General features: G+C 55.9%; 24 protein-coding genes. 3 read left to right on the forward strand and 21 right to left on the reverse strand.

Features of this window, described 5'->3' with window-relative positions:
- Positions 1-65: 65 nt before the first annotated feature.
- The 10 genes from dtpA to ydgT form a co-directional block, all read right to left on the reverse strand.
- On the reverse strand, positions 66-1,571 hold the full coding sequence (gene dtpA, locus AAIE02_RS05560) for a dipeptide/tripeptide permease DtpA (RefSeq protein ID WP_336709516.1): 1,506 nt from the start codon (positions 1,569-1,571) through the stop codon (positions 66-68).
- 607 nt (positions 1,572-2,178) lie between these two features.
- Entirely contained in the window at positions 2,179-2,814 is a 636-nt protein-coding gene (gene nth, locus AAIE02_RS05565) for an endonuclease III (protein ID WP_498532128.1), read from the reverse strand.
- Positions 2,814-3,503 (reverse strand): electron transport complex subunit E, encoded by a 690-nt coding sequence (locus AAIE02_RS05570; RefSeq protein ID WP_008456427.1) that lies wholly within the window; start codon positions 3,501-3,503, stop codon positions 2,814-2,816. Before AAIE02_RS05570 ends, nth begins: the two co-directional genes overlap by 1 nt.
- Positions 3,500-4,126 carry an electron transport complex subunit RsxG gene (gene rsxG / locus AAIE02_RS05575; RefSeq protein WP_039302429.1) on the reverse strand — a complete coding sequence of 209 codons (627 nt, stop codon included), beginning with the start codon at positions 4,124-4,126 and terminating at the stop codon, positions 3,500-3,502. The genes AAIE02_RS05570 and rsxG overlap by 4 nt, the downstream gene beginning before the upstream one ends.
- Before the next feature lie 9 nt (positions 4,127-4,135).
- Positions 4,136-5,188, reverse strand: coding sequence for an electron transport complex subunit RsxD (gene rsxD / locus AAIE02_RS05580; protein WP_008456425.1), 1,053 nt, complete (start codon positions 5,186-5,188; stop codon positions 4,136-4,138).
- Positions 5,189-7,357 (reverse strand): electron transport complex subunit RsxC, encoded by a 2,169-nt coding sequence (rsxC, locus tag AAIE02_RS05585; RefSeq protein ID WP_498532129.1) that lies wholly within the window; start codon positions 7,355-7,357, stop codon positions 5,189-5,191.
- On the reverse strand, positions 7,350-7,928 hold the full coding sequence (rsxB, locus tag AAIE02_RS05590) for an electron transport complex subunit RsxB (RefSeq protein ID WP_008456423.1): 579 nt from the start codon (positions 7,926-7,928) through the stop codon (positions 7,350-7,352). Before rsxB ends, rsxC begins: the two co-directional genes overlap by 8 nt.
- A complete protein-coding gene (gene rsxA, locus AAIE02_RS05595) occupies positions 7,928-8,509 on the reverse strand; it encodes an electron transport complex subunit RsxA (protein WP_008456422.1) in 582 nt (193 codons plus the stop codon). Before rsxA ends, rsxB begins: the two co-directional genes overlap by 1 nt.
- A 77-nt stretch (positions 8,510-8,586) precedes the next feature.
- Positions 8,587-9,027 carry a DUF2569 family protein gene (locus tag AAIE02_RS05600; RefSeq protein ID WP_008456421.1) on the reverse strand — a complete coding sequence of 147 codons (441 nt, stop codon included), beginning with the start codon at positions 9,025-9,027 and terminating at the stop codon, positions 8,587-8,589.
- Between the two features lie 78 nt (positions 9,028-9,105).
- Positions 9,106-9,339 (reverse strand): transcription modulator YdgT, encoded by a 234-nt coding sequence (gene ydgT / locus AAIE02_RS05605; protein ID WP_008456420.1) that lies wholly within the window; start codon positions 9,337-9,339, stop codon positions 9,106-9,108.
- A gap of 339 nt (positions 9,340-9,678) precedes the next feature.
- Here ydgT and AAIE02_RS05610 point away from each other — a divergent pair, with 339 nt between their 5' ends.
- Positions 9,679-10,719, forward strand: coding sequence for an oxidoreductase (locus AAIE02_RS05610; protein WP_498532130.1), 1,041 nt, complete (start codon positions 9,679-9,681; stop codon positions 10,717-10,719).
- Between the two features lie 35 nt (positions 10,720-10,754).
- Here AAIE02_RS05610 and AAIE02_RS05615 read toward each other — a convergent pair whose 3' ends face one another.
- Together AAIE02_RS05615 and AAIE02_RS05620 are read right to left on the reverse strand one after the other, a co-directional pair.
- Complete coding sequence (locus AAIE02_RS05615; RefSeq protein ID WP_498532131.1) at positions 10,755-12,470, reverse strand: ShlB/FhaC/HecB family hemolysin secretion/activation protein; 1,716 nt, start codon at positions 12,468-12,470, stop codon at positions 10,755-10,757.
- Positions 12,471-12,559: 89 nt separating this feature from the next.
- Positions 12,560-13,795 (reverse strand): collagen-like triple helix repeat-containing protein, encoded by a 1,236-nt coding sequence (locus AAIE02_RS05620; protein WP_498532132.1) that lies wholly within the window; start codon positions 13,793-13,795, stop codon positions 12,560-12,562.
- A gap of 445 nt (positions 13,796-14,240) precedes the next feature.
- On the opposite strand from AAIE02_RS05620, the gene AAIE02_RS05625 reads away from it, so the two are divergent.
- Positions 14,241-15,239: a bile acid:sodium symporter family protein gene (locus AAIE02_RS05625; protein ID WP_498532133.1), complete on the forward strand. Its 999-nt coding sequence runs from the start codon at positions 14,241-14,243 to the stop codon at positions 15,237-15,239.
- Between the two features lie 18 nt (positions 15,240-15,257).
- On the opposite strand, the gene add is transcribed toward AAIE02_RS05625, so the two are convergent.
- The 8 genes from add to AAIE02_RS05665 form a co-directional block, all read right to left on the reverse strand.
- Positions 15,258-16,259: an adenosine deaminase gene (gene add / locus AAIE02_RS05630; protein ID WP_008456411.1), complete on the reverse strand. Its 1,002-nt coding sequence runs from the start codon at positions 16,257-16,259 to the stop codon at positions 15,258-15,260.
- A 118-nt stretch (positions 16,260-16,377) separates the two neighbouring features.
- Positions 16,378-16,839 carry a GNAT family N-acetyltransferase gene (locus AAIE02_RS05635; protein WP_166994163.1) on the reverse strand — a complete coding sequence of 154 codons (462 nt, stop codon included), beginning with the start codon at positions 16,837-16,839 and terminating at the stop codon, positions 16,378-16,380.
- A gap of 128 nt (positions 16,840-16,967) precedes the next feature.
- Entirely contained in the window at positions 16,968-17,798 is an 831-nt protein-coding gene (locus AAIE02_RS05640) for a class I SAM-dependent methyltransferase (protein ID WP_336982663.1), read from the reverse strand.
- Between the two features lie 281 nt (positions 17,799-18,079).
- The gene (locus AAIE02_RS05645) at positions 18,080-19,141 is read right to left on the reverse strand and encodes a terpene synthase family protein (protein ID WP_498532134.1); all 1,062 of its coding nucleotides are present in this window, start codon (positions 19,139-19,141) and stop codon (positions 18,080-18,082) included.
- A complete protein-coding gene (gene idi, locus AAIE02_RS05650) occupies positions 19,141-19,710 on the reverse strand; it encodes an isopentenyl-diphosphate Delta-isomerase (RefSeq protein ID WP_166994169.1) in 570 nt (189 codons plus the stop codon). Before idi ends, AAIE02_RS05645 begins: the two co-directional genes overlap by 1 nt.
- A 50-nt stretch (positions 19,711-19,760) precedes the next feature.
- Positions 19,761-20,828 carry a methyltransferase gene (locus tag AAIE02_RS05655; RefSeq protein ID WP_166994171.1) on the reverse strand — a complete coding sequence of 356 codons (1,068 nt, stop codon included), beginning with the start codon at positions 20,826-20,828 and terminating at the stop codon, positions 19,761-19,763.
- Positions 20,829-21,207: 379 nt separating this feature from the next.
- The gene (locus AAIE02_RS05660; RefSeq protein ID WP_336982668.1) at positions 21,208-22,683 is read right to left on the reverse strand and encodes a peptide MFS transporter; all 1,476 of its coding nucleotides are present in this window, start codon (positions 22,681-22,683) and stop codon (positions 21,208-21,210) included.
- A 190-nt stretch (positions 22,684-22,873) separates the two neighbouring features.
- A complete protein-coding gene (locus AAIE02_RS05665) occupies positions 22,874-24,304 on the reverse strand; it encodes a CehA/McbA family metallohydrolase (protein WP_166994175.1) in 1,431 nt (476 codons plus the stop codon).
- A 210-nt stretch (positions 24,305-24,514) separates the two neighbouring features.
- On the opposite strand from AAIE02_RS05665, the gene AAIE02_RS05670 reads away from it, so the two are divergent.
- A complete protein-coding gene (locus AAIE02_RS05670; RefSeq protein WP_498532135.1) occupies positions 24,515-25,048 on the forward strand; it encodes an Ail/Lom family outer membrane beta-barrel protein in 534 nt (177 codons plus the stop codon).
- A 58-nt stretch (positions 25,049-25,106) separates the two neighbouring features.
- Here AAIE02_RS05670 and AAIE02_RS05675 read toward each other — a convergent pair whose 3' ends face one another.
- Positions 25,107-26,279, reverse strand: a complete 1,173-nt coding sequence (locus AAIE02_RS05675) for a MalY/PatB family protein (RefSeq protein ID WP_498532136.1) — start codon at positions 26,277-26,279, stop codon at positions 25,107-25,109.
- Between the last annotated feature and the right edge of the window lie 3 nt (positions 26,280-26,282).

Raw genomic sequence — 26,282 nt, forward strand, 5'->3', positions numbered from 1 at the left:
CACAGGGAAAAAAAAAGCCGCCAGCTGTGAGGCCGGCGGCTAAATAATCATTTTTCCTGGAGAAATTACGCGGTAGCGGTTTCGTTAACCTTTTCGGCTTTGTCTTCGCTCAGCGTCATGCGGTTCAGCTTCGGCGCGGTCAGCAGCATCAGCACGGCAATCACGCCGGTGACGATACCGATCTGCATGAAGACACGACCGTACACTTCCAGAGACTGCAGCGGGTCAGTCACGTTTTCCGGCACCGCCATTAGGCCTGCAACTTTACCGGCGATGATTGCTGCACCCGCAGTCGTCAGGAACCAGCTGCCCATGATGAAGCCCATCAGGCGCTGTGGTACCAGCTGTGCCACCATTGCGAGGCCCAGGCCGGAGATCATCAGCTCACCAATACTCTGCAGCGCATAGCTCAGAATCAGCCAGTTTACGGACACAATACCCGCTTCGTTAGCGAACTTCGCGCCAACCGGCAGAACCAGGAAGGCGAAGGAGCACAGCACCATCCCGATTGCGAACTTGTGCGGCATCGGCAGGCGGTCGCCCATTTTGTTGTAGATAGCGGCAAGAATCGGGCTACCGATCATGATCCAGAACGGGTTCAGCGCCTGGAACTGCTCGGCTTCGAAAGTGATGCCCAGAATTTCGTGGCCCACGTTGCGAATAGCGAAGAAGTTCAGGGAGGTTGGCATCTGGCTGTAAAGCACGAAGAAGACGATAGCTTCAACCATCAGGATGAAGGCCACGATCATCTTGCGGCGAGCCGCGCCTTTCATCGCAAAAGCTTCTTTCGCGAAGATAATAACGATACCCAGTGCAACGAAGCCCAGCACGGCGCGAGCAATGCCCTGGTTGTGCAGCAGCCAGGTTGCCACGGCAATAAGCACTACAACGCCTGCGATGGTTGCCATCAGCTTACCGAAGTGCACCGGTGCGAAGTCAGGCTTAGAGCCATAGTTCTTCACCCACCTCTTACAGAAGATGAAGTTCACCAGCGTAATCAGCATGCCCACGAAGCTCAGGGAGAACGCGGTGCTCCAGCCATACTGCGCCGCAAGCCATGGGGTGGCGAGCATAGAGAAGAAGGAGCCGATGTTGATGGACATGTAGTACATGGTGAATGCACCGTCCAGACGCGGGTCGTCTTTCTCATAGCAGGTTGACAGCAGCGCGGAAGGGTTAGCCTTGAACAGGCCGTTACCTACGGCGATGGTCGCCATCCCGATATACACCACGCTCACGTCGTGGCCGGAGTAAGCCACAAGGGCGTAACCGATAGCCAGTACGACGGTACCAAGCATGATAACGCGTTTGGTGCCGAGGACTTTATCGCCCAGCCAGCCGCCAATCGCGACCAGGCCATAAACAAGGGCGCTAAAGGAGGAGAACAGCGTGATGGAGTCCGCTTCGGACATGCCCAGCATTTTGACCAGGTAAACGGCCATGATGCCTTGCAGGCCGTAATAGCCGAAACGCTCCCAGAGTTCGATAGAGAAAATCAGGTAGAACGATTTAGGTTGCTTAAAGGCGTTTAGACTAACGCTTTCTGCTGGTTCTTTGTTTGCAGTCGACACATATACCTCTTTTTTTACATCCCGCTTTAATTAAGGGGCTTACTTATGTCTTACCGCATGGGTAAGCATTTTTCTTGTTATTAGGAAGGAAAAACGGGGGGTAATGTTCACTATCCAGGGGTTGCAGGCAAGTGGTTTGTAATATTCTGTTACATATATCCATGGCAAGATAATACGCCATCAGGTGAATTGTTATTCAGCGTTAAATTTTACCAATTCATTTATTATCGATTTTTTGTCTTTTTTCAAAGCGATTTTTTAACATTGTAGTTATATATTCTGCTTATGAAGCTGTGATGCAGTGTTAATGACCACTATATTCAATATGTCTGGCCTATTGTATGGCCGTAGATCCATTATTGCTAACGATAGCAAGGCGTTAGTGGTGATTTCGTTACCTTTACGCAACCTCAGGTTATCAAAGTGATGCAGATCACAAATTTATAGAAATTTCTTATCGCAAAAAAACGATTAACCTGGTGAGCCGATTATTGAGCGGACAATATAAAATCATCCCGCGTTATTTCCGGCATAAAAGTGTGCAAAAAGGGCGTTTATAAGGCAGGGAAGTACAGAGGAAGCCCGAGGCTGGCCCCGGGCGAGGCGATCAGGCGTCAACCTTCTCTTTAAATTCGCAGAGATCTTCGATAATGCATGAGCCACAGCGCGGCTTGCGCGCGATGCAGGTATAGCGGCCATGGAGGATCAGCCAGTGATGGCAGTTGACCTTAAATTCTGCCGGAACCACCTTCAGCAGTTTTTCCTCTACCTGCTCGACGTTTTTCCCGGCAGCAAACTGAGTGCGGTTACACACCCGGAAGATATGGGTATCGACGGCAATCGTTGGCCATCCGAAGGCCGTGTTCAGCACGACGTTGGCGGTTTTACGGCCTACGCCCGGCAGCGCCTCAAGCGCCGCCCGGTCCTCAGGGACTTCGCCACCGTGCAGGTCAAGCAGCATGCGGCAGGTTTTGATCACATTCTCCGCTTTGCTGTTAAACAGGCCGATGGTTTTGATGTACTCCTTTACGCCGTCTACCCCAAGCGCCAGCATCGTCGCCGGGGTATTGGCGACAGGGTACAGCTTTGCCGTCGCCTTGTTGACGCTGACGTCGGTGGCCTGAGCGGACAGCAGAACCGCAATCAGCAGCTCAAAAGGGCTGCTGAAATTGAGTTCGGTTGTCGGATGAGGATTGTTGTCTCTCAGGCGGGTGAGGATCTCAACGCGCTTGCTGTTATTCATTAAGCCTTCTCTGCATTGCCTGCTACGGCGGCGGCGCTTTCGCGGGCGCGACGTGCCTTCATTTTTTCATCAATGAGGTATTTTATCGCCAACAGCATACCGAGGCCAATAAAGGCGCCCGGCGGCAGCATGGCGAGCAGGAAAGGCGTGTCGGTATGGAAGACTTCAATGCGCAGCACTTTCGCCCAGTTGCCAAGCAGACCGTCCGCGCCGTCAAACAGGGTGCCGTTACCAATAATCTCGCGAATCGAGCCTAAAACAAACATTGCGCTGGTCGCGCCCAGCCCGGTGGCAAACCCATCCAGCGCGGCATAAGGCACGCTGGCTTTTGCCGCGTAGGCTTCGGCTCGCCCGACGACGATACAGTTGGTGACGATGAGCGGGATAAAGATCCCCAGCGACTGGTAGAGCCCAAATGCATAAGCGTTGATCAGCATCTGCACGATACTGACCACCGAGGCGATGATCAGCACGTACACCGGAATACGAATCTCAGCGGGCACCCAGCGGCGCAGGGCGGAAATTGTCCCGTTGGTCAACGTCAGTACCAGCGTGGTTGCCAGCCCAAGCCCGAGGGCGTTGGTGGCGGTGGAGGTGACGGCCAGCAGCGGGCAAAGGCCCAGCAGCTGAACCAGCGCCGAGTTATTTTTCCACAGCCCGTTTACCAGGACGCGTTTTGTTTCGCTCATTGTTGTTCTCCACAGGCCGGCAATTCGTTGAGCTGCGCGGGCAGGGTTTCTGCAAACAGGCCAGCGCGCTTAACGGCATTGACTACCGCGCGCGGGGTAATGGTTGCCCCGGTAAACTGCGTGAACTGCCCGCCGTCTTTTTGGACCGCCCAGCTCGGGTCATTGCTGCCCTGAATGCGTTTGTTAGCAAAGTGGGTGATCCAGTCGCTGAGACGCAGTTCTATTTTATCCCCAAGCCCCGGCGTTTCGTGGTGTTCGGTCACGCGGGTGCCGAGGATGGTGCCGTTAAAATCGGCGGCAACCAGAATCTGTATAGCACCAGAATAGCCGTCCGGCGCGGTGGCTTCCATGACAACGGCAACGGGCTTATCGCCTTTACGCGCCACATAAATATGTCGGGCGCCTTTGCCGAGCGGGGAGTCCTTCACCACCAGGCAGCTGTCCTGAATAGGGTTATCGTAGACGTCATCGGCAATCACCTGATCAAATAACATTTTTTGCTGCAGCGCCGATTGCTGGGCAATTGTCGGTTTGGTGAGTTCGTTGACCAGCGCCGTCAGCCCGGTAAACAGAGCGGCAAACAGCGCCAGGGCTACGCCATGCTTTTGCATTGTTTTAAACATAGCGTCTCCTTAGCGGTGGCCGTACGCGCGAGGGCGGGTGTAGTAGTCGATCAGCGGCACGGTAATATTACCTAGCAGCACGGCGAACGCCACGCCGTCCGGGTAGCCGCCGTAAGTGCGAATCAGCCAGACCAGCAGGCCAACCAGCGCCCCGAAAATCAGTCGTCCACGGTTGGTCGTCGAGGCGGTGACCGGGTCAGTCAGGATAAAGAACGCACCGAGCATGGTCGCACCGGAGAACAGATGCACCATCGGCGACAGGCATTTTTCCGGGGCAATAACCCAGCCGAGCGTGGAGCAGACGACCAAAGCTACCAGGAAGCCCGCCGGGATATGCCAGCGAATGGTGCCGCGCCACAGCAGGAACAGACCGCCCGCCAGATAAGCCAGGTTAACCCACTGCCAGCCGAGGCCCGCCAGCGCGCCGCCATAGATTGGCGCACTCAGAAGTTGCTCTGCGGAGTGCCCCGCGTGCAGACCGGTTTTGAAGGTGTCCAGCGGCGTGGCCTGGCTGATGCCGTCCACGCCCATGCGCAGCGTATCCATGGTACCGCCGGTGGCGGTTGCGCCGTGGAAAATCACCTGCAGGCTGTCAACAAAACCCGGTACGCTGGCGGCAATGGACTGCGGCGGCAGCCAGGAGGTCATCTGCACCGGGAAAGCAATCAGCAGCACAACGTAGCCAATCATCGCCGGGTTAAACGGGTTGTTGCCAAGGCCGCCATAGAGCTGCTTGGCAATGATGATGGCAAACACCATCCCGACAACCACCATCCACCATGGCGCGAGAGGCGGAATACTGATCCCCAGCAACAGGCCGGTGAGCAGCGCCGAGTTATCGGCAAGGTGGTTTTGTACGGATTTTTTGCGCAGACGCAGCACCAGCGCTTCGGCGACCATAGCGCTGACGATCCCCAGTACAACCTGAATCAGCGTTCCCCAGCCAAACCAGTACCACTGCATCGCGATGCCGGGCAGGGCTGCGAGACAAACCAGCATCATAATCCGCGCGGTGCTGCGCTGATTATGGGTAAACGGGGAGCTTGCGATTTTAAAAACCATTTATTCCTCTGGAGACATCTGAGCGGCTTTACGCGCCTGAACGCGGGCAATTGCCGCAGCCACTGCAGCTTTGCGTGGATCTTGTTCTTCTTGTGGGGCTGATTGTTCGCTTTCCGCTTTCTGCGCCGCTTTGCGAGCTTTGGCTCGGGCAATGGCAGCTTCAACGGCGGCTTTGCGCGGGTCAACGACTTCTGGCTCAGGGCTTTCTGCGTTTTGCGCCGCTTTGCGGGCCTTGGCTCGGGCAATGGCAGCTTCAACGGCGGCCTTACGCGGGTCAACGGCTTCTGGCTCAACGGCAGCTGGCTCAGGGCTTTCTGCGTTTTGTGCGGCTTTGCGAGCCTTGGCACGGGCAATGGCGGCCTCAACGGCGGCCTTACGCGGGTCAACGGCTTCTGGCTCAACGGCAACTGTCTCAGGGCTTTCTGCGTTTTGTGCGGCTTTGCGAGCCTTGGCACGGGCGATCGCGGCTTCAACGGCAGCCTTCCGCGGATCGGTTTCGGTGCTGCTCGCCGATTCTGCCTGTAGCGCTTTCTCTGCCTGGCGCGCGCGCGCTTCAGCTTTACGGGCTTCGCGGGCGGCAATCATTTCGCTATTATCCGGCGTACTGCCGGCTTTCACCACTATATTCACCACTATAGGTTCGTCGCTGGCCTGCGCTTTTTTGCTTTTTACGCGGGCAAGTGCGGCCTGAATGGCATCGTTATCTTTTGCCGTCGGCTGAACCGCGGCATTTTTATGGCGCTCAAGGCGAGCAGCTTTCTCACGCTCCAGCCTTTCCTGCCGTGCCTCAAAGCGAGCCTTAGCCTCAACGGTGCGTTTGGCTTCCAGCTCAATCTCACGGATTTCGGCCTTTTCCTGGCGGAAGTACTGCACCAGCGGAATATTGCTCGGGCAAACGTAGGCGCAGGCCCCGCATTCGATACAGTCAGACAGGTTGTAGGCGGTGGCTTTGTCGTGCTGCTGGCCTTTGCTGAACCAGTACAGCTGCTGCGGCAGCAGATCGGCCGGGCAGGAGTCCGCGCAGGCGCTGCAGCGAATACAGCCTTGTTCTTCTTCCTGCTCGCCCATTTCAGCCGGAGACGGGGCCAACAGGCAGTTGGTAATTTTCACTACCGGCACATCAAGCCACGGCAGGGTGAAGCCCATCAGCGGCCCACCCATAATCACTTTCTGATCCTGTCCTGGGCGGAAGCCCGCAAAACTGAGCAGGTGGCTGACCGGCGTGCCCAGACGCGCCCAGACGTTGCCCGGCTGAGTTATGGATTCACCAGTTAAAGTGACGACACGCTCGGTCAGCGGTTCGCCGTCGATGACCGCACGTTTAATGGCATACGCGGTGCCGACGTTCTGCATCAGAATGCCAATGTCGGACGAACGGCCCCCGTGGGGCACCTGCTTGCCGGTTAAAATCTGCGTCAGCTGCTTGGCGCCGCCGGACGGGTATTTCGTCGGGATGACCCGCAGCTGCATATCGTGGCTATTAGCCAGCACCGCCCGCATCATGGAGATCGCCTGCGGCTTGTTGTCCTCAATGCCAATAAGAATGCGCTGTGGCTTTAGAATATGGGCCAGAATGCGCACGCCTTCGATAATTTGCGCGGCACAGTCCTGCATCAGGCGGTCGTCGGCGGTAATGTAGGGCTCGCATTCGGCGGCGTTCACGATCAGCGTGTCAATTTTATCGCCGCCGCCCTGCAGTTTGCTGCCGGTCGGGAACCCTGCGCCGCCCAGCCCGGCCACGCCGAACTGGTGAATGCGTTCAATAAGGGCTTCACGGCTCTGGCAGCGGTAGTCGCTCCAGCCGTCTCGTTCAATCCAGCGGTCCTCACCGTCAGCATCAAGAATGACGCTAAGTTCGGCGAGGGCAGAAGGATGCGCGGTTGAGTGCGGCTCAATAGCCTTAATGGTGCCGGAGGTTGGAGCGTGTACCGGCAGCATACGCCCGCGTCCACGGGTCAGAGGCTGGCCGCGCAGCACATAATCACCGGGTTTGACGCACAGTTCACCTTCCGCGCCGATGTGCTGCTTCAGCGGAATCACGAGCTGGGAGGGCAGCGGAACCTGGCGCAGCGGCGTGCCGTTGGACTGGGTTTTCATCTCCGGGGGATGAATGCCGCCGTCAAAGTCCCAAATTCTGTCTTTTTTAAAGCGATTGAAGATATTAAGCATGGTTATCCGCCGGGATCATACGCACCGGGATGGTCTGCAAATCCCATTTCCAGCTTTCGGTCGTCGGGCTGACGGGGATCAGGTCGATGCAGCGGGTAGGGCAAGGGTCGACGCAAAGGTTACAGCCTGTGCACTGGTCGCTGATCACGGTATGCATGGCGCGGGTCGCGCCTACAATCGCGTCAACGGGGCAGGCCTGAATGCATTTTGTGCAGCCGATGCAGTTTGCTTCGTCAATCACGGCGAGCATGCGCACCGGCTCTGCGGCGGTGGCATCGCCGTCAATCGGCTGGGGCTCCACGTTCAGGGCGCTGGCAATCTTCAGCATTACGGCTTCGCCGCCCGGCGCGCAAAGGTTGATTTTCGCGCCCTGGTTGCCAACGGCCTCTGCGTAAGGACGGCAGCCTGGGTAACCGCACTGGCCGCACTGGCTCTGGGGCAGCAGTTCGTCAATGCGGTCAACAATCGGATCTTCTTCTACTTCAAAGCGGCGAGAGGCATAGCCCAGGATCAGGCCGAACAGCAGCCCCATCAGCGTGACCGAAATAATAGCCATCCACAACGTTGTCATCAGAACTTCACCAGCCCGCTAAAGCCCATAAAGGCGAGGGCCATCAGGCCTGCGGTTACCAACGCGATAGCGTTGCCGCGAAACGGGGCTGGAATATCGGCTACAACCATACGCTCGCGAATGGCCGCGAACAGCACCATCACCAGCGAGAAGCCAAGCGCGGCGGAAAAGCCGTACACCGCCGACTGCAGGAAGTTATGGCCCAGATTGATGTTGAGCAATGCCACGCCGAGTACGGCGCAGTTGGTGGTGATCAGCGGCAGGAAGATCCCCAGCAGGCGATAAAGCGCGGGGCTGGTTTTACGCACCACCATTTCGGTGAACTGCACGACAACCGCGATAACCAGGATAAACGCCAGGGTGCGCAGGTAGATCAGGTCCAGCGGCACCAGGATAAGTTCGTCAATGATCCACGCAAAAATAGAGGCGAGCGTCATCACGAAGGTGGTCGCCAGCCCCATGCCGATGGCGCTTTCCAGTTTTTTGGAAACCCCCATAAACGGACACAGACCAAGGAACTTCACCAGCACGAAGTTATTGACCAGCACGGTACCCACAAAGAGCAACAAATAATCTGACATGATTCGACCTGAAACAAAAAAAGCCGCCTATTATCGACGAATCGGCGGGCGGCGACAACGGGCTATCTATAGGGTTATTACGGGTTAATGAAGGTCTGCTTCACTCGCTTCGAACGCTTCAAATAAGGCACCAGTAATGCCGCTGCAAGCAAAGAAGGCAGCAGCAGTTGAACCGCGACCTTGTCGCTGACCGGCGAAAATGCGAAGGATTTAATCGCCAGCAGCACGGTGAGCAGCAGCCACAAAATATAATGACGGACCACATTCTGGCGGCGTTTAAAGAACGCGATAGTCAGCCAGAGGGTATAGGCCCACATTGCCATCGCACAGGCGACGGACAGGCTGAACAACAGCGTTGTTTTTGCGTCTGCGCTGCCCAGCGCCTCGCGGGCTGCCGGGGACAGAATCATCATCAGGAAACTTAACAGCGCCACCGAGCTGCTGAGCAACGACATCAGCAGCCAGGCCAAAGGGGCAAGGAGCCAGCCGGCAATGCGCGGGGGTTGGGGCGTCGTCATGTGTCCTCCCGATTTTAAATAAGGTGAATAAAGCGGGGGGATTATAAGGGATTTTGCCGCTAATGCTACCGGCAGCGGCTATACAACGTAACGCCAGACCGTTTTCGGCACACATCCAAGGTCAAAAAGACGTCCGCCGGAGGCCAGTTCGGCCCTGCGGTGATCGGCCGCGCGGTACATATTCATGATTTCCTGGCTGTCGGTCAGGGTGTAATTCAAGTGATCAAAAAGCTTTTCCAGATTTTCCTGTGAGCTTATTTTGCGGAATTTCATCAGGTAGTCCAGGGCACTGAGAGGTGTTGCATTTTCCATGGCGGGTATCAATTAATCACGGTCGGCGGATTGAGAGGCGATGATAATCGCAAACTCGGTCGCGACTTAGCGCTATTATTACTCAACGGAACAATTAGGAGTTTTCTTTGCAATATCCAGGAATATCGCGTCCTGGACTACATAAAAATCTCCTTAATTTTAATTTACCCTGGCCGTTCGGGCTAAATGAAGACAGTCATTTAAAGCCATAATAACTGTCTGGATGATTAGCAATAATGGCGGTCTTATGCCTGGGCAATGCGCAATCCAGAAACTTGCTGTTGTCGCCCACCGGGGGATAAGGTGAAATGCCGGAGTTCATTAAAGAGAGGAAAACACATGAGTGATACCATCCGCGTCGGGCTTATCGGTTACGGTTATGCCAGCAAGACTTTTCATGCACCGCTGATTTCCGGTACGCCAGGAATGATCCTCGCCGCAGTTTCCAGTAGCGATGGTGAAAAAGTGCACGCTGACTGGCCGGGGATGACGGTCGTGTCCGATCCTCAGCACCTGTTTAAAGATCCCGCCATCGATCTGATTGTCATTCCTACCCCGAATGACACCCACTTCCCGCTGGCTAAAGCTGCGCTGGAAGCCGGAAAACATGTCGTCGTTGATAAGCCTTTCACCGTCACGCTATCCCAGGCGCGGGAGCTGGATGCGCTGGCTAAAAAGCTCGGCCTGCTGCTGTCCGTGTTCCACAACCGCCGTTGGGATAGCGACTTCCTGACGGTGAAAAATTTGCTGGCGGAAGGGACGCTCGGCGAAGTGGCCTATTTTGAATCCCACTTTGACCGCTACCGCCCGCAGGTACGTAACCGCTGGCGTGAACAGGCGGGCGTCGGCAGCGGTATTTGGTACGATCTTGGGCCGCATCTGCTTGATCAGGCCATCACTCTGTTTGGGCTGCCAGTCAGCCTGACCGTGGACCTCGCGCAGCTTCGCGCCGGGGCGCAGGCGACCGACTACTTCCACGCCGTGCTGGCTTATCCGCAGCGTCGTGTCGTGCTGCATGGCACGCTGCTGGCGGCGGCGGAAACGGCGCGTTACATCGTGCACGGCACGCGTGGGAGCTACATTAAATACGGCCTTGATCCGCAGGAAGATCGCCTGAAAGCGGGCGAACGACTGCCACAGGAAGACTGGGGTTACGACATGCGCGACGGCGTGCTGACCCTGGCACAGGGCGAGATAATGGACGAGCAGACGCTACTGACCGTGCCAGGTAACTATCCGGCTTATTACGCGGGAGTGCGTGATGCTCTGGCCGGTAAAGGCGAGAACCCTGTCCCGGCAGCCCAGGCGATTCAGGTCATGGAACTGATTGAGCTGGGCATCGAGTCCGCGAAAAAGCGCGCGACGCTGAACCTTGTCTGAAAATGCCCCTCACCGCGCCCGGTGAGGGTTAACCGTTAATGCAGATTGTTAAAGTTGTAGGTGAAAGTCAGGCTGAAGCGGACATCGCGGCGGCTGCTGTCGCTGGGTAAATCAGCCAGTGGCCTCGCCGCCTCAACGGAGACAGTATAGTGGCGGCTGTCGCCCACCGTTACCCCGGTTGCAATCGAGGCCAGACGCTGATGACGGAAGCCCGGCTGATTGAACCAGGTCTGGGCGGTATCGGCCACGACATAGGGCTGCACCGTGTTAATCCACACGCCCTGATCGAGACTATGGAGATAGCGCATTTCAACCTGCCCGCCGTAGCCGTAATCTCCGCTGGCCTCGCCGTCAGGATATCCCCGGCCAAAACGCTGCGCCCCGAAGCTTACGCGCTCAGCTTCGGGCAAATTATTGTTTGACCAGTCCCCCTCCAGCGACGTACTCAATCGCCATTTAGGCGCGACCAGCCAGGCGGCATCGACGTTGCCCTTCCAGCGCGTAAAGTTGAGATTAGTGTTTAATCCCGGCGTGACGCTGGCCCCAAAGGCATCAATACCCTTACGCAGGGTCAGGCGTGCGCTCCAGTTGGCGGTGTCGTACTCGCGGTAGCCCCAGGCCGAAAACTCTGCCGCCGGGTAGCGAGCGCGCTGGCTGACGCCGGGCAAATCAATGGTATTGCCGAAGCCGCTGGCGCGCAGCGCATAATCGTCGCGCTTATCGACATAATCCAGCCCGCCGCTGACCGAAAACTGCTTCTTGCGCTCAAGCAGCAGCGGGTAGCTGAAGGCTATTCCCCCGGTGTACTGGGTGGTTTTTTCCTTTGCGTCGATAGAAATGTTCTGCGGCAAATAAAGCAGCGGCGTGTAGTCGCTGGGGTTTTCACGATAGAAGCTGCCTTTCAACTGCATCAGCAGGCCGTTATCGGTGAGGTATTGCTGATAGTTGGCCCCAAAGTAGGTTTTTTTCGTGCTGCTATCCAGCGGCACCAGCGTGGCAAGCCCCAGCTGATCGCCGTGGCTGGTGAGGTTGCTGAGCGTGCCGTTAATCAGCGCCAGGTTTGAGCCTTTGCGCGTGTCTATCGTGGAGGAAATATCCCAGATATGCGGCTGCGTGGCGTCGACTTTCATATCCGCCGCGCCATAAATGTTGTCAGGTAGCGCGGCATTGGCCTCCACTTTTGTCGCCGGCGTGCGCTGCATCAGCAGGCTGTAGCGGTCAAATGTGGCCTGACTGAGGGGTTTTTCATTCATCATTAGCGCCGACAAACGGCTTAAGCGTTCGCCCGTATTAGCGTTATCGCTTTTGATGTTGCTGTGCGCAATATAGCCTTCAACCAGCACAATACGCACCGTGCCATCATGGAAATTGTCGCTCGGCAGGTAAGCGTAGGACAGCGGCAGGCCATCCTGCTGATAGCGCTGGGTAATGTTATTGGTCAACGTTATCAACTGGGCCAGCGGGACTGTTTTGCCGACCAGCGGCATAAACGGCTGAACCAGCGAGTCGAGTTTATAGCGCGTGCCGCCAATAAACTGCAGATGTTTCACCGTAATCGGCGTCTGCGGGGTTAACTTCGGAACCGGCAGCGGGGTTTTTACTTCTGGCTGTTTTTGCGGTGCAGCAGGTATGGCAAGAGAACGAGCAGCTTTTGCGGGGTTATTAGGGTCGATAAGCGTGGGGGACATATCGGCATAGCTGATACTCAGCGTAGCGCCATAAAGCAACACGATACCCAGACGAGTGTCCATAGTGATCTCCCTTAACTGCGCAGCGAAGAAGATGCTGTGAAAAAAGTGCTCCCGCCGTTACCACGGGAGCACATGTGCCATAGTGAGCACTATTTGGTTTTCAAAAGACCGCTGACCGCGCCGGTAAGCCCGACTTGCTGGCCTGAACTTGTGCTACTGCCTGTCGCACTGGCGTTGACATTGGTGGTTAGCGAAGAGGTCAGGCCGCTCACTGTGGTGCCAAGGCCGGTCACCAGGCCATTGCCCCCCACGCCGAGCGAGCCAGAAGCCCCCGCTGAAACGGAGCCTGAGCTGCTGCCGGTTTGCACTGGTTTCACCAGCGCTCCGCTGTCAGTCACCACCTGCCCGGTATTCTGGACAACCTGGCCCACGCCGCTGAGAGAAGGGTTGCTGCCGCTTATATTGGTCCCCAGACCGCTGACGGCTCCCCCTGTGGTGGTCAGCAGGTTACTGACTGGCGTACCCAGCCCGGTAGCCCCGCCCACGGCCTGAGTGGCTTTCTGCGTATCTGAAAGGGTGGTGTTAACCAGCCCCGTAGCGCCAGTTGTCAGGTTGGACACGCCAGGGCTTTGTACCGTTTGAGTCAGGGCATTCCCTGTACCGGTCACGACTTGCCCCGCAGTATTGACCAGTCCACCTGCGGCACCAGTTACCCCGCCGACTGGCGTATTGGCTGTGGAGCTTGCGAGATTAGTCCCGACTGCTGAAACGGTTGTCCCAAGGCCAGACACGGCATTGGTCGCACCGGTCACGGTGGTGCCCACCCCGTTAGGGTTGTTAGCATTGCCAAGGCCATTCACTACGCCGTTGCCGACGGTTGAAATGGCGCTGCCGGTGCCGTCCACGGCCACGGCAACCGTGGAGGTGACAGGATTATTCACCGGTAACTGAGAACCTACGCCGCTGACGGTACTGCCAACGCCGCTTACGACGCCGCCGGCATCGCCGATAATGTTATTACCTGCACTATTAGCGACGGTTGTTCCGCCTCCTGTGCCTCCACCAGTACCGCCACCGGTTCCACCTCCGCCCGAACCGCCACCTGTTCCAGTACCTGTACCAGTACCTGTACCAGTACCTGTACCTGTTCCAGTACCTACACCTGTTCCAGTACTGCCACCCGAGCCGGTTCCTCCACCGGAACCGCTACTCCCCGAGCCGCTACCGCCATTGCTTGCGGTGTCTGTGCCCGTGGTGCCGGCAGACCCGGCTGTTTTCGCCGTATTGTGCGAACTCCCGCCGCCGCCGCTACAGGCCGACAGGGAGAAGGCAAGAAGTACCGCCATCGCAATAGCGCTGAGGCGGCCAAAGTTATTTGAGCGCATAGCAATACTCCACTATTAGCACGCCGGACGGCGTATTAATAAGTGTATGGCGTATTTGAATCACTGCCACATCACGGCTCATATAATATGAATTTAAATTTCCAAATGAGATTTTTGTCGTATTTCTGCATTTTGAAATTGAATGGTTTTTATATTAAATTTTTAATTATCATTAGGTTATATTTTTACCAAAAGGTAAAAAAAATTTTATGGCAATTACCTTGATTTACGATGAAATGTCTTCTTTAAATAGCTATAAAATTAAGCCGTGCTGTATTCATATTTTAGTTTCAGTTTCGCTTAATCGATAACGTTTCGCTTTAAGATAAAGCGACATGAACCCACTGTGCATTTTTTGGAAGTTTGCAGAATTGTTAACTCGCCAGCGCGGCCGATTTGTTGCAAAGTAACAGCCAAAATGATGTCTGGCAGGTAGAGGAACAGGATGGGTTGGCTACAAAAACTAAAAATTGATAATTTTTTACTGATAATGATTGGCGTGGTGATCGTGGCATCGCTGTTCCCGTGCGAGGGGATAGTGAAAACCGGGTTTGAATACCTGACGACGTTTGCCATCGCGCTGCTCTTCTTTATGCATGGGGCAAAACTCTCCCGCGATGCCATTGTGGCGGGCATGGGGCACTGGAAACTTCATTTAGTGGTGTTTCTCAGTACCTTTGCGCTGTTCCCGCTGCTGGGGCTGGCGATGGGATTCCTCTCTCCGGCTATTCTGAGTCAGCCGCTGTATATGGGCTTCCTCTATCTTTGTGCGCTGCCCGCCACGGTGCAGTCAGCCATCGCCTTTACTTCGGTTGCCGGGGGTAACGTGGCGGCGGCTGTGTGTAGCGCTTCTGCATCCAGCATCCTGGGGATCTTCCTCTCGCCCGTTCTGGTTGGGGCGCTGATGCAGACTCAGGAAGGGGCAACCGACACGCTGCATGCCATTGGCAAAATCATTATGCAGCTGATGGTGCCGTTTGTTATCGGGCACCTTTCCCGGCCGCTGATTGGCAAATGGGTGGATCGTCATAAAAAGCTGATTGGCCTGACCGACCGGTCGTCCATTTTGCTGGTCGTCTATGTGGCGTTTAGCGAAGCGGTAGTCGAAGGCATTTGGCATCAGGTCAACGGTTTCTCGCTGCTGATGGTGCTGGCCTGCTCGCTGGTGCTGCTGGCGATTGTGCTGGTGGTGAATACGCTGGCGGCGCGCCTGCTGGGCTTTAATACGGCTGACGAGATTACTATCGTGTTTTGCGGGTCGAAGAAAAGTCTGGCCAACGGCGTGCCGATGGCAAATGTGCTGTTCCCGGCAAGTGCGGTGGGGATGATGGTGCTGCCGCTGATGATTTTCCACCAAATCCAACTGATGGTTTGCGCCGTTCTGGCTCAGAGCTATGCCCGCAAAACGGCCGAACAAAAACGGCAGCTGGAATCCGCGTCCTGACGCCAGCCGCCGGTATTTTTACGCCGCCTTAACCTTAGCGATAAGCGCCTGTTTTTCGGCTTCGCTCAGGAACGCAATCTTCAGTCCATTCTCCTGCGCGGTGCGAATGTGCGCCGCGCTGAGGCCGGCCTGAGGTGCCGCGACGTTATACTCATGAATAATATCGATGCCCTGAACCGCCGGGTCATCGGTATTGATCGTGGCCAAAACGCCGCGATCGAGGAAGGCGATCAGCGGGTGTTTGTCCAGGGCCGCAACGGTGCTGGTCTGAATATTCGACGTCAGGCAGGACTCAATCCCGATTTTATGTTCCGCCAGGAAATCCATCAGCGCCGGATCTTCAACTGCTTTTACGCCGTGACCGATACGCTCCGCGCCCAGCTCGCGGATAGCCTGCCAGATGCTCTCCGGCCCGGCAGCTTCGCCGGCATGCACGGTGATCCGCCAGCCAGCATCCCGCGCACGATTAAAGTGATTCAGGAACAGGCTGCCCGGGAAGCCAAGTTCGTCTCCGGCTAAGTCCAGCGCGGTAATGCTGTCGCGGTGGGCGAGCAGGGCGTTCAGTTCCGCTTCACAGGCGGCTTCACCAAAGGTTCGGCTCATAATGCCGATCAGGCGGGCTTCAACGCCAAAGTCGCGGCAGCCCTGGCGTACACCTTCAATTACGGCTTCAACCACGCCGGCCACCGGCAGGTTATGGCTCATCGCCATATAGCCTGGGGAGAAACGCAGCTCCACGTAGTGCAGGCCGTTGCGAGCGGCATCTTCAATATTTTCCCAGGCGACGCGGCGGCAGGCCTCGAGATCGCCCAGCACTTTTACGCCCCAGTCCAGCTTCTGCAGGAAACTGACCAGGTCCGGTGCAGTCTCAACGACCTGAACGTGTGGACGCAGGGTTTCGAGGGTGTTGGCAGGTAAAGATAAATTAAACTGGCGGCCGAGATCGAGGATAGTTTGCGCACGAATATTGCCATCAAGGTGGCGGTGCAAATCGGTTAACGGCAGGGTGGTATCAATCATGGTCGCACTCTTTTTTTGATTAAAGTGCGGCGTATTATAAAAAGAAATGGGGGGCAATTGCTACGGCTGTCAGCATTTTGTTGCGCAAACGTCCCTGTCGCGCTTTTGCCGAGAAAAATTACTGCAGCGTTAGCTTGTAGCCAAGATGGCTGGCCTCAAAACCAAGGTTGTCATAAAAGCGGTGCGCATCCGTCCGTGTTTTGTCCGTAGTGAGCTGTACGAGGTGACAGCCTCTTTCTTTGCACTGCTGGACGGCCCAATCCACCATCTGTTTGCCAAATCCCGTCCCTCTCTGTGAACGCGCAATGCGTACCGCTTCAATCTGGCCGCGCCACGCGCCTTTGCGCGCTAAGCCCTGAATAAAGGTCAGCTGTAACGTCCCGATGACCTCATCTCCGGATACGGCTACGGCAAGTAGCTGGTTTGGGTCGGCATCGATGGCATGAAAAGCCTCAATGTAGCGCTGATCTAAGGGAAGGCTGGGATCTTCTCTCAGGCGGCCCAGAATGTCGTCGGCTAACAGCGTGATAATGGCGGGAACATCGGCAAGCTGTGCTTTACGAAAAAGTATCTCGTTCATTGGCTGGTTTCCATCAGGGGAAAGAAGGCTTGTGCCGGCAAATGTTAGCACAGCCAGCTTTAGGGGCTGGCTGTTTTTGGGTTTTATAAAAAGTTGTTTGTAAGCATATTTAAATAAAAAAGATCTTTTTATTCGCCTGTTTCACTGACGGCTGCCAACCCATATTTAATCGCGCAGGTAGCTATAAACGTCGGCATAAACTGGTCAATCAAGAAACGCGGGTTGGGCTGCTTATCTTCATAAAAACCGGCCAGTGCGAAACCCGCTTCAAGCTGTCCGCCGATCTGCTCTTCCAGTGAATGGCCGAAGACGAACGCTTCTCCCCGAGCCTGTTTCGCGGCCAGCTCGTCGGCCGTGAGATCATTGACGTCAGAATAGGGCAGGCTGAATCTTGGACGGATAACGCCTTGTTCGGCATAGTTGGCTGCACGATCGCCGATGAAAACAACCGGATTAAAAAAGCTGGATAACAGCTTTCCGCCGCTTGCTAAAATCCGGTAACAGCCGTGCCAGATGGGGCGAATATCCGGCACGTACTGGTTAGATATCGGGTGGATAATGTAGTCAAAGCTTTTATCCGCGAAACGGGACAGATCGCGCATATCGCCCTGGACAAATGTCAGCTTCAGATTGTCCCGTTGCGCAACAAAGCGGTCTTTATTGAGCTGCTCCTGCGATAAATCATATACGGTGACTTCCGCCCCGGCGGCGGCGAGCACCGGTGCCTGCTGCCCCCCGGCAGACGCCAGGCAGAGAATGCGTTTTCCCTGCACGTTCGGTAGCCAGCTGGCAGGGAGCTTGCCTGGCGTTAAATGAATCTGCCACTCGCCGCGGCGGGCTTGTGCAATGATGTCGGCACCGACAGGCCGGGACCATTCGCACTGCTGGCGGGCAAGGGCATCCCATGCGGCGCGGTTGTGCTCGAGTAAGTCGGAAGAGTGGGTAAATGTATCAGGCATCTTATTTTCCTCTGGGGAGTGAAAAGCAGAGCCAGGGAATAGTGGCGAGATGTGCGGCATAAGCCGCAGCCGAAACTGGAATAATAAACAGCAATGCGTATTCACACTGGCATAAGTCAGGCAGAGCGCATTAGTTGTTCATTTCGTTGCAAACCTCGGGAGGGATTCAATAAAAAAACTGAGTCTAGTTTCGGCAGGCGGGACTGTCAACGGCCTTACGTGGGGAAAGCGTTTGGTTATTCCCGGTCGGGCTCAGGCACTTTTGCACCTGAGCCACCTCCTCAATCTTTCCGTAATGGCGCCTGGAACAGCTCGTGCTGCATGGCGCTTATATTCTCCAGCCAACTGAGCGGTTTTCCCGCCCGGCTGTCTTCAATCTCGGCATACCGCGGCGTCGAGAGTGAAAAATCGAGGTTGGCCCGCATCCAGTGCGCCATCCCCTCAACGTACCGACGAATGCTTTCCCGCTGCGTCTGCGTCAGCGGCGTCTCTTCCAGCAGCGTTTCAAGCCGATGGCGTGTTTCCATGAACAGGTTCTGTCGGTCGAGAACGAGACCATAAATGCGGGTCACCGCCTCTGCGCGGGAGCAGCCTGCGTTTTGCTCCAGGACCAATACCAGGTTATTCACATCCCCGCGTGATCGCTCTTTCTCGAAAGAGAAGAGGTCATTACTCATGCAAATCACGTCGATGGTGCAGTTTTTTAGCAACTGTAGCTCGAGGCTGTCGGCAATGATGGCCGGAATTTCATCATTGAGGCAGAACTCAATGATATCCAGCACGACCCTCACGGCACCGGTATCACGGCGTATCTCAACAAAAGTCAGCAAGCCCGGTAAGGCACTTTTATTTCTGGCCGTGACTTCCCAGCGCAGCGAGCTGAGATAGTTACGAATATTTTGGCTAAAGCGCCGCTGCTGTTCTGTACTCAGGCGCCGGGCATATTCCTGCCAGAGTGAAACAAAAGCGCGTTCAACCGGGCTTTGCGGCGAGAGTTTGCCTTCCGCGTTCGGCAGGGCAAGTCGCAGCAGACGGTCGAGGATCAGATCGGCCTGATCTTTCTGATGGCCCAGGCAGCACTCATCTAACTGATCGTCGAATAAAAATAGCCATACCAGCCAGTTAATCGCTACCTTCAGATCGTCTTGTGCGGCGTATGGATAAGCTTTGGCGGTAAGTTGTGAAAACCCTGAGCGATCAAGTCGCTCGATGGCCTGTTCCCCCTGGACTAAACCCATCTCGACTAACCAGCGGCGGGATTCCGCCCAGCTGTTATCGTGGCTGGGATTCATATGGGTGGTGAAAGGGCAATAGAATTCGGGGAGAGGAAGTGCGCTCATCATTATTTTCCCAAAAGTAAGTCTGAGTCAGCAGTCTGGAGCTGGTTATGCCAGTTTTCAGGGCGTAATGAACGGGACTTCTCCATGATGGTCATAAACCAGGCGGCAAACGTTTCTGGTCGCTGAGCCATCTGACGCTGAAGGTTTTCGAGCGTCAGCCATTGCCAGGCGTCGACTTCTACCGGATTAGCATGAGGCTGCCCGCTGAACAGCCCGATGAACAGATGATCAAATTCATGCTCCACCATCGTCGGGGAAACCTCGACTCTATAGGTAATGTTCCCAACGGAAAGCAGGGGGCAGTCAAACCCCATTTCCTCTTTTAGCCTACGCCGTGCGGCATTGACGTTCGTTTCGCCCGGGCGGGGGTGGCCACAGCAAGTGTTAGCCCATAGCCCGCCAGAATGGTATTTACTTTTCGCCCGCCGCTGGAGCAACAGCTCCCCCGTTGGGTTAAAGATAAAGATCGAAAAAGCACGATGCAGCTGTCCCTCAAGGTGCGTTTGTATCTTCTCGCCTTCACCCGTTGGCCTGTCGTGGCTGTCCACCAGAATCATTTTCTCTGTCGGCATTATTATATCTCCCTGTCGGGGCCTTTCGGCGCCCACACGATTGGCTGAGGTTACCGAGGCTTGACGATTAGCAGAGTATGGAAGCCTGGCGTTTTCACTAGCCGCTCAATGCGTAAATCTGCCTTTTCAAGCAAATGCCGGTACTCAGCCTCGCTGCGCTCTCTACCGTGCAGGAACGTTAACATGACCAGATCCAGAAACTTGGCGTAATCGGGCTGGTTATCGCCGGTAAGCAAATGTTCGAAGATCAACAGCTGTGCGCCCTCATGCATAGCCTGGCGGCAGTTGCGCAGGATCTGCAGTGCCTGTTCGTCTGACCAGTCATGCAGGACATGCCGCAGAATGTAGGTGTCCGCCCCGGCAGGGATCTCATTGAAGAAGTTTCCGGCCTGCCAGGCCAGGCGAGGATTACGCTCGCTGGTTTGGTTTTCAATCTGAGCAATCACCTCAGGCAAATCAAACAGCGTGCCAGTCAGCTGCGGATTTGCATCGAGAATGCCGGACAGAAATTTACCTAATCCGCTGCCGATATCGAACAATCGGCCAGCGTGGCAGAAATCAAAGGCCGCCAGGGCATCGTCAATGCCCGAGGCCGAATAAGAGGTCATGGCGCGGGCAAAAATGTCTCTGGCTCCGGCGTCCTGGCCCAGATAGTCAAAAAAGGGCTGACCATAGATTTTATCAAATACGGGGCCGTCCTCCGTCAGGGCGACATCCAGCTGTTCAAAACAGCGGTTAACCTGCTCTGACCCCATAAAGCAGGCCCATCCGTGCAAAGAATCCGGTCGCTCGCTGTTCAGCATGGCACTCAGCGGCGTGTTGCGATACCCCTCTCCGGTTTCAAAAAAAATGCCGCAGCCCGCAAGGGCGCGCAGCAAACGTTTCAGCGCCTGAGGTTGGCAACCGCTTTGCCGAGCCAGCGCCTCCAGACCGAGGGTTTGATCTCCGAGAATATCTGCCAGCTTCAGCCGGGCTGCGGCCGTAATGGCATGCACCAGCAAAGACTGCATGCCCAACAGGGCCAGCAGATTATTACGTGGCGTGGCGGGGACCGGTGTGTTTTGCTGCTCTGGCGACGTGCTGTCGGCAGCAGAGGGGAAGGCAAGGGTTTGGCTCATACAGCAGTAACCTGAAAGAGTACAACAAACATTGGAAATGGCCCGCTAATGACAAAATGCATTAACCATGGCCGTCGTATCGGCTTATCCTTGCAGACTGAGGATCCTGAACGTATACCGCGTCGTGACAAAATAAAAAATCATTAAAAATAGAAGGTTAGGAACTTGTCAAACACGCGGTGACAAGCTACTTCAGGCCCTGTCGGGCAGGTAATAGCGTTTGTTTATGGCTTGAGGTGAGTCGCAAAATTGCGCGGTAAGTTCCGCTTAGATGAACATAAAACAGTCATCCACACGGGTTCAGGCAGGAACAACAACGGGTGAATCAGAAAATGGTGAGCAATAAAATCTGGCGCGAGTCACACCCGCGCCTTATGTGTTAAGCGTGCGGGGTACGTTTTTCTTCGATCAGGCGGCGCAGCAGCGGGATCAGCAGCAGTAAAATAACGCCGGTAGCGACGGAGCCCCAGCCCAGCTGGCTAAAGACTTTGCTGTAGCCCGGGTCGGTCAGTATCGGCGTGCTGCCGCTGTTTTGCGGCATGCGGCCCGAAACATAGCCCGCCAGCACGGAGGCCACGCCCGTGACCATCATCCAGCAGCCCATCATCAGGCCCTGCAGGTTGGCCGGGGCCAGTTTGCCGATCATCGAGTAGCCCACCGGGGAAATCAGCAGTTCGCCGATGCTTTGCAGAATGTAGCTCAGCACAATCCATTTCAGCGCCACCATGCCGTCCGCACCTGCCATGGCGATACCCAGCGGCAGCACCAGCATGCCAACGCCCATACAGAACAACGAAGAGGCAAACTGGGCGGGAATGTCGATGCGCACGCCGCGATCGCGCAGGCGTTTGAACAGCCAGGCCATCAGCGGGCCGCCGATCACGATGACGACAGTGTTGATGTTTTGCAGCCACTGCGGAGAGACTTCCCAGCCAAAAGCGTTCAGGGTGACGTTATGCTCGGCGAACAGCGTCAGCCCCATGGGTGCCAGCTGGTACAGCGACCAAAACACCAGCGAACCGGCGGCCAGCAGCAGGTAAGCTGCCATGCGGCGACGCTCGTGCTTGCGAGGGTGTCGGACGGTCATGACGCACAGTGCCAGGAAGACCAGCGCCCCCAGCACGATAACAAACGTGCTGCTGAATTCGGTATGGCCAAGCAGCAGGCGCAGGACAGGGACCAGAAGAATCAGGATCAGCAGCCCAAAAGCCATGCGCAGATAAAACCCTTTCCCCTTGATGTGCTGCAGCGGCGTGCTGATATCTGCCAGCACCGGCCAGCGGAGCAGGGTAATGACTACGGCGGCGACGTTTCCGAGGGTGGCAAACAGGAACAGCGCCCGGTAGCTTTCGGTCAACTGGTAGTAGCCCGCCACGGTAAAGCCGATAAAGAAGCCCAGGTTCATCCCGGCGTAGTTCCACAGGAAGGCGGCTTCACGGCGATCGTCGTCCGGCGCAAAACGCTGGGTCAGCATCATGTTCAGGCAGGTCACGTTCAGCCCGCTGCCGCTCAGGAACATCGCCAGCCCCCACCACAGGCCCGTCAGGCCCGCGTCGGCAATCAGATAACAGCCCGCGACCTGCAGCAGCATCCCCAGCACAAACAGGTTCCGGTTGCTCAGATAGCGGCCCCCGAGGCAGCCGCCAAACAGGTGCAGCCCGTAGTTGAATGCCCCGAAGATCCCCATCATGGCATCGGCCTGGCCTTCGCTAAAGCCCAGTCGCTTGGTGACGTACAGCACCAGCGTGGAGTAAAGCACCGCAAAGCCCAGGGTGGCGAACATCTGAATAAAGAACAACGCGCCTGAGCCGGGAGGAATGGCCTGATGCGAGGCGTGGCCGGAAGATAAACTCATATTGTCTCTCTCAACAACAAAAAGACCCGGGAAGCGCGGCGTCACCGGGTCTTAATTTCTATGACTATGATGAGGGAGCATTTTCGTCGCTTTTAGCGGTTTTATGCAAAGCAGAACGACTAAATATTCACATTAAATAATTTCAAAATTTTACAAACCAAAAAGATAACCAGACGAAAGTGCTTAAAAATCACTCCGAATCGGTGCTGCGGGGAAATTCAAGGTGGCCGGTCACCTCGCCCCAGGTGGCGCCGACAGGCGAGAGAAACAGCGGATGCTTAGCACAGTAAACCGGGTTGATCATGCCCTCCAGCGAGCCGTCCTCACGGCGGATATCCCAGCGAATCCACGCATGTTTTTTCATATCTGCGTGAATGTCTTGTGGCGTGTTTTCCAGGGGATATTCAGCCAGAATACCCGCTTCCGACACGACCTGGAGCGTGTAGCGCCGTTCGCTATCTTTTACCGCTACAGTCAATACGATCTGTTTGCCGTCAGCAGCGTCGCCCGGCAGCAGCGCGCCGTCATTCAGGCTGAATGTCAGGCCGCAGCGGCGCTCAAAGTAACAATGCCCGCTTTTGATGGCGGCAAGAATGGCCTCTCCGCTGAGCGCCTCGGCATAAACCCAGGTTGCCGGGTCGCCGTAAATAGACGGCTCTGTCGCCTGCGGATAGCGCTCGTGGGGCTGCATATGGCAGTCGCTGCCGCCGACGGCATAAATCCGGTGCCCCGCGTTCCACAGCGTGGTGAAGATCTCGACCACCTGCTCGTTCGCGGTGGTGGCGTTTTTCCAGGTTGGGTCGTTGAGCACTTCCAGTACGTCGATATCCGCCATCGGCATGTCGTTATAGAGCCAGCTCCACGGGTGCAGCATGGCGTGGTTTACGCTCAGTACGCTTTCTGGCCGCTTGAGCGCAATGCCCTGAGTGAGCAGACCGCGGCTACTGTAATCCGCATGGAACATATTCAGCGTGGCGGCGGGGCCGTGCACGTTCAGGTGGCCTTTGTCGGCGGTGACTTCAATGCTCGGCAGCAACAAAACGCTGTCGTGGCGTGGGAGACAGGCGTGGGACAAGTTGTGCTCGGTCAGGAAAAAGAAATCCAGCCCCTGCGAAGCCATGATATCCAGCGCTTCAGGCAGCGTGTTGTTGCCGTCGGACAGCGTGGTATGGCCGTGCAGGTCGCCGCGATACCAGCCGGGACGATCGCTGAGCGTGCGCTGGTAGTCAAAAATGACCTGGTGATCCGGGCGTAAAACGTCTTGTTTTTCAAAATCAACGGAGGCGGCCAGGGCGTCGAAAGTCACATCCAGCCGATAGCTCATGGGCTGCGGCGAACGGCTTTCACCGATGACGTTATAGATATGCAATTGCCATTCTCCGGCGGGGAGTTCGCCGGGGAGAGCACCGATGGAAGCCCAGTCCGCGCAGACTGTCAGCACCTTTTCCGGTTTTTGCAGCATCACCGAGGCTCTTAGCTGCCGGCGGCTGTCGTAAAGGTAGCAGTAGAGGTGTCCGGTACGCAGCGTCGTGCCGGTCAGGCTAATCGCCGGGGCATTGTCTGCTACAGAGAAGGTGTGGACGGCATGACCGAAGGGAATTTCACCGGTAAAAACGTGCATGATTTGCTCCTGTTCTTAATTGTCACGAGCTTAAGGGGAGCGAGTGAAGATTGTGTGTCGATTGGGTGTCGGAAACATGACGAAGTGATGAATGGACCGGCAATTGTGCCGGGAATTTTGATTGCTTCAACTACCAATTAGCGTAGTTACACTTTGTTACGTCCTTCATGATAGAGTGCGTCCGCTTTAAACAACTTACGGAAAAATATAATGAAAAAGGTATTAGCCCTGGCCATTCTGGCCGGTTTATCTGTTGCGTCTGCAAACGTCTACGCGGAAGGCGAAAGCACAATCTCTATCGGTTATGCGCAGAGCAATGTGAAAGTTGATGGTGAAAAGCTCGACGACAATCCAAAAGGCTTCAACGTCAAGTATCGCTATGAAATCGATAGCAACTGGGGCGTGGTTGGCTCTTTCGCTTATACCCATCAGGGTTATGACTTCTACTACGGCGGCGAAAAAATTGGCGATGGCGACCTGGATTACTACTCCGTCACCGCGGGCCCTTCTTACCGCTTTAACGAATACGTCAGCGCCTATGCACTGATCGGTCTGGGGACCGGGAAAGTGAAAGTGTCTGCCTTCGGCGATTCTGAAAGCGAGAGCAAAACGTCTGCGGCTTACGGCCTGGGCCTGCAGATTAACCCGGTTTCCAACATTGCTATCGATGCTTCGTACGAATATTCGAAGCTCGACGAAGTGAAAGTGGGTACCTGGATGCTGGGCGTAGGTTACCGTTTCTAAGCCTCCGCACAGTAAAAAGCCCACTTTAGTGGGCTTTTTCAATTCAGCATTCACACGGCTATTTCAGTGTACGGATCCCATTGATAAGCCGCTCAACGCCAGCCTCAAGTTTGACGCGCGGGCACCCGGCGTTCAGGCGCACAAAACCGTTGCCTTCAGGGCCGTAGGTGTAGCCCGGCATAATGGCGACCTTCTGCTCTTCAATAAGCACTTTCTGCAGCGCTCTGTCGTCCAGCCCCAGCGGGCGTAAATCAATCCAGGCCAGGTAGGTTGACTGCGGCGGCTGCCAGTCCAGCTCCGGGAACGCCTGGTTCAGCCTGTCGGCCACGAACTGTAAATTGCTTTGCAGGTAGTCCCGCAGCGCGTCAAGCCAGGGTTGGCCCTCACGGTAGGCGGCAATATGAGCCACAATCGCCAGCACCGCCGGAGAGGAGAGGCCATCCTGCCCTTTGAGCACGTTCAGGTATTTTTGGCGGTCGTCTGCATGATTAATCAGCCCGTAAGCGCCGGTAAGTGCCGGGATGTTGAAGCTTTTCGAGCCGGATGTGAGCAGCGCCCAGCCGCCGAGGCCAACTTCGCACCACGGAATGTGACGGTTATTGCCCCACACCATATCCATATGAATCTCATCGCTGATAACCCGCACGCCGTGGCGTGCGCAGAGTTCAGCCATGGTGGTCAGCTCTTCCCGTGTCCAGACTTTGCCCGTTGGGTTATGCGGGCTGCAAAGCAGCATGATTTTACATTCAGGCCTGGCGAGCAGGGTTTCCAGCTCCGTCATATCACAGTGCCAGCCTTCCGCTGTTTTATGCAGCGGCGCGCTCAGAACCTGACGCTGGTTGCCTTCAATTGCTTTGTAGAACGCATCGTACGCGGGGGTATGAATCAGCACGCCGTCGCCCGGCTGCGACCACTGGCGTATAAGCTGCGAAACCATGTAAATCACCGAAGGACCGTAGACTACGCTCTCCGGATCGATGCTGTTGCCGAAACGCTGCAGGTACCAGTGGGCGATGGCGGAGAGAAAATCGTCGTTCTTCCAGCGGCTGTAGCCGAGTACGCCGTGGGCCAATCTTTTTTGCAGGGCAGCAAGAATGCAGGGCGCGGTAGAGAAGTCCATATCGGAAATGGTGAAGGGCAGCAGGTCAGCGGCGCCGAAGCGGTCGGCCACATAATCCCACTGGGTGCACCAGGTGCCGTGGCGGTCTACCGGAACAGAAAAATCAAACATAAA

Source organism: Cedecea sp. Ae19-4 (genome assembly GCF_059801165.1).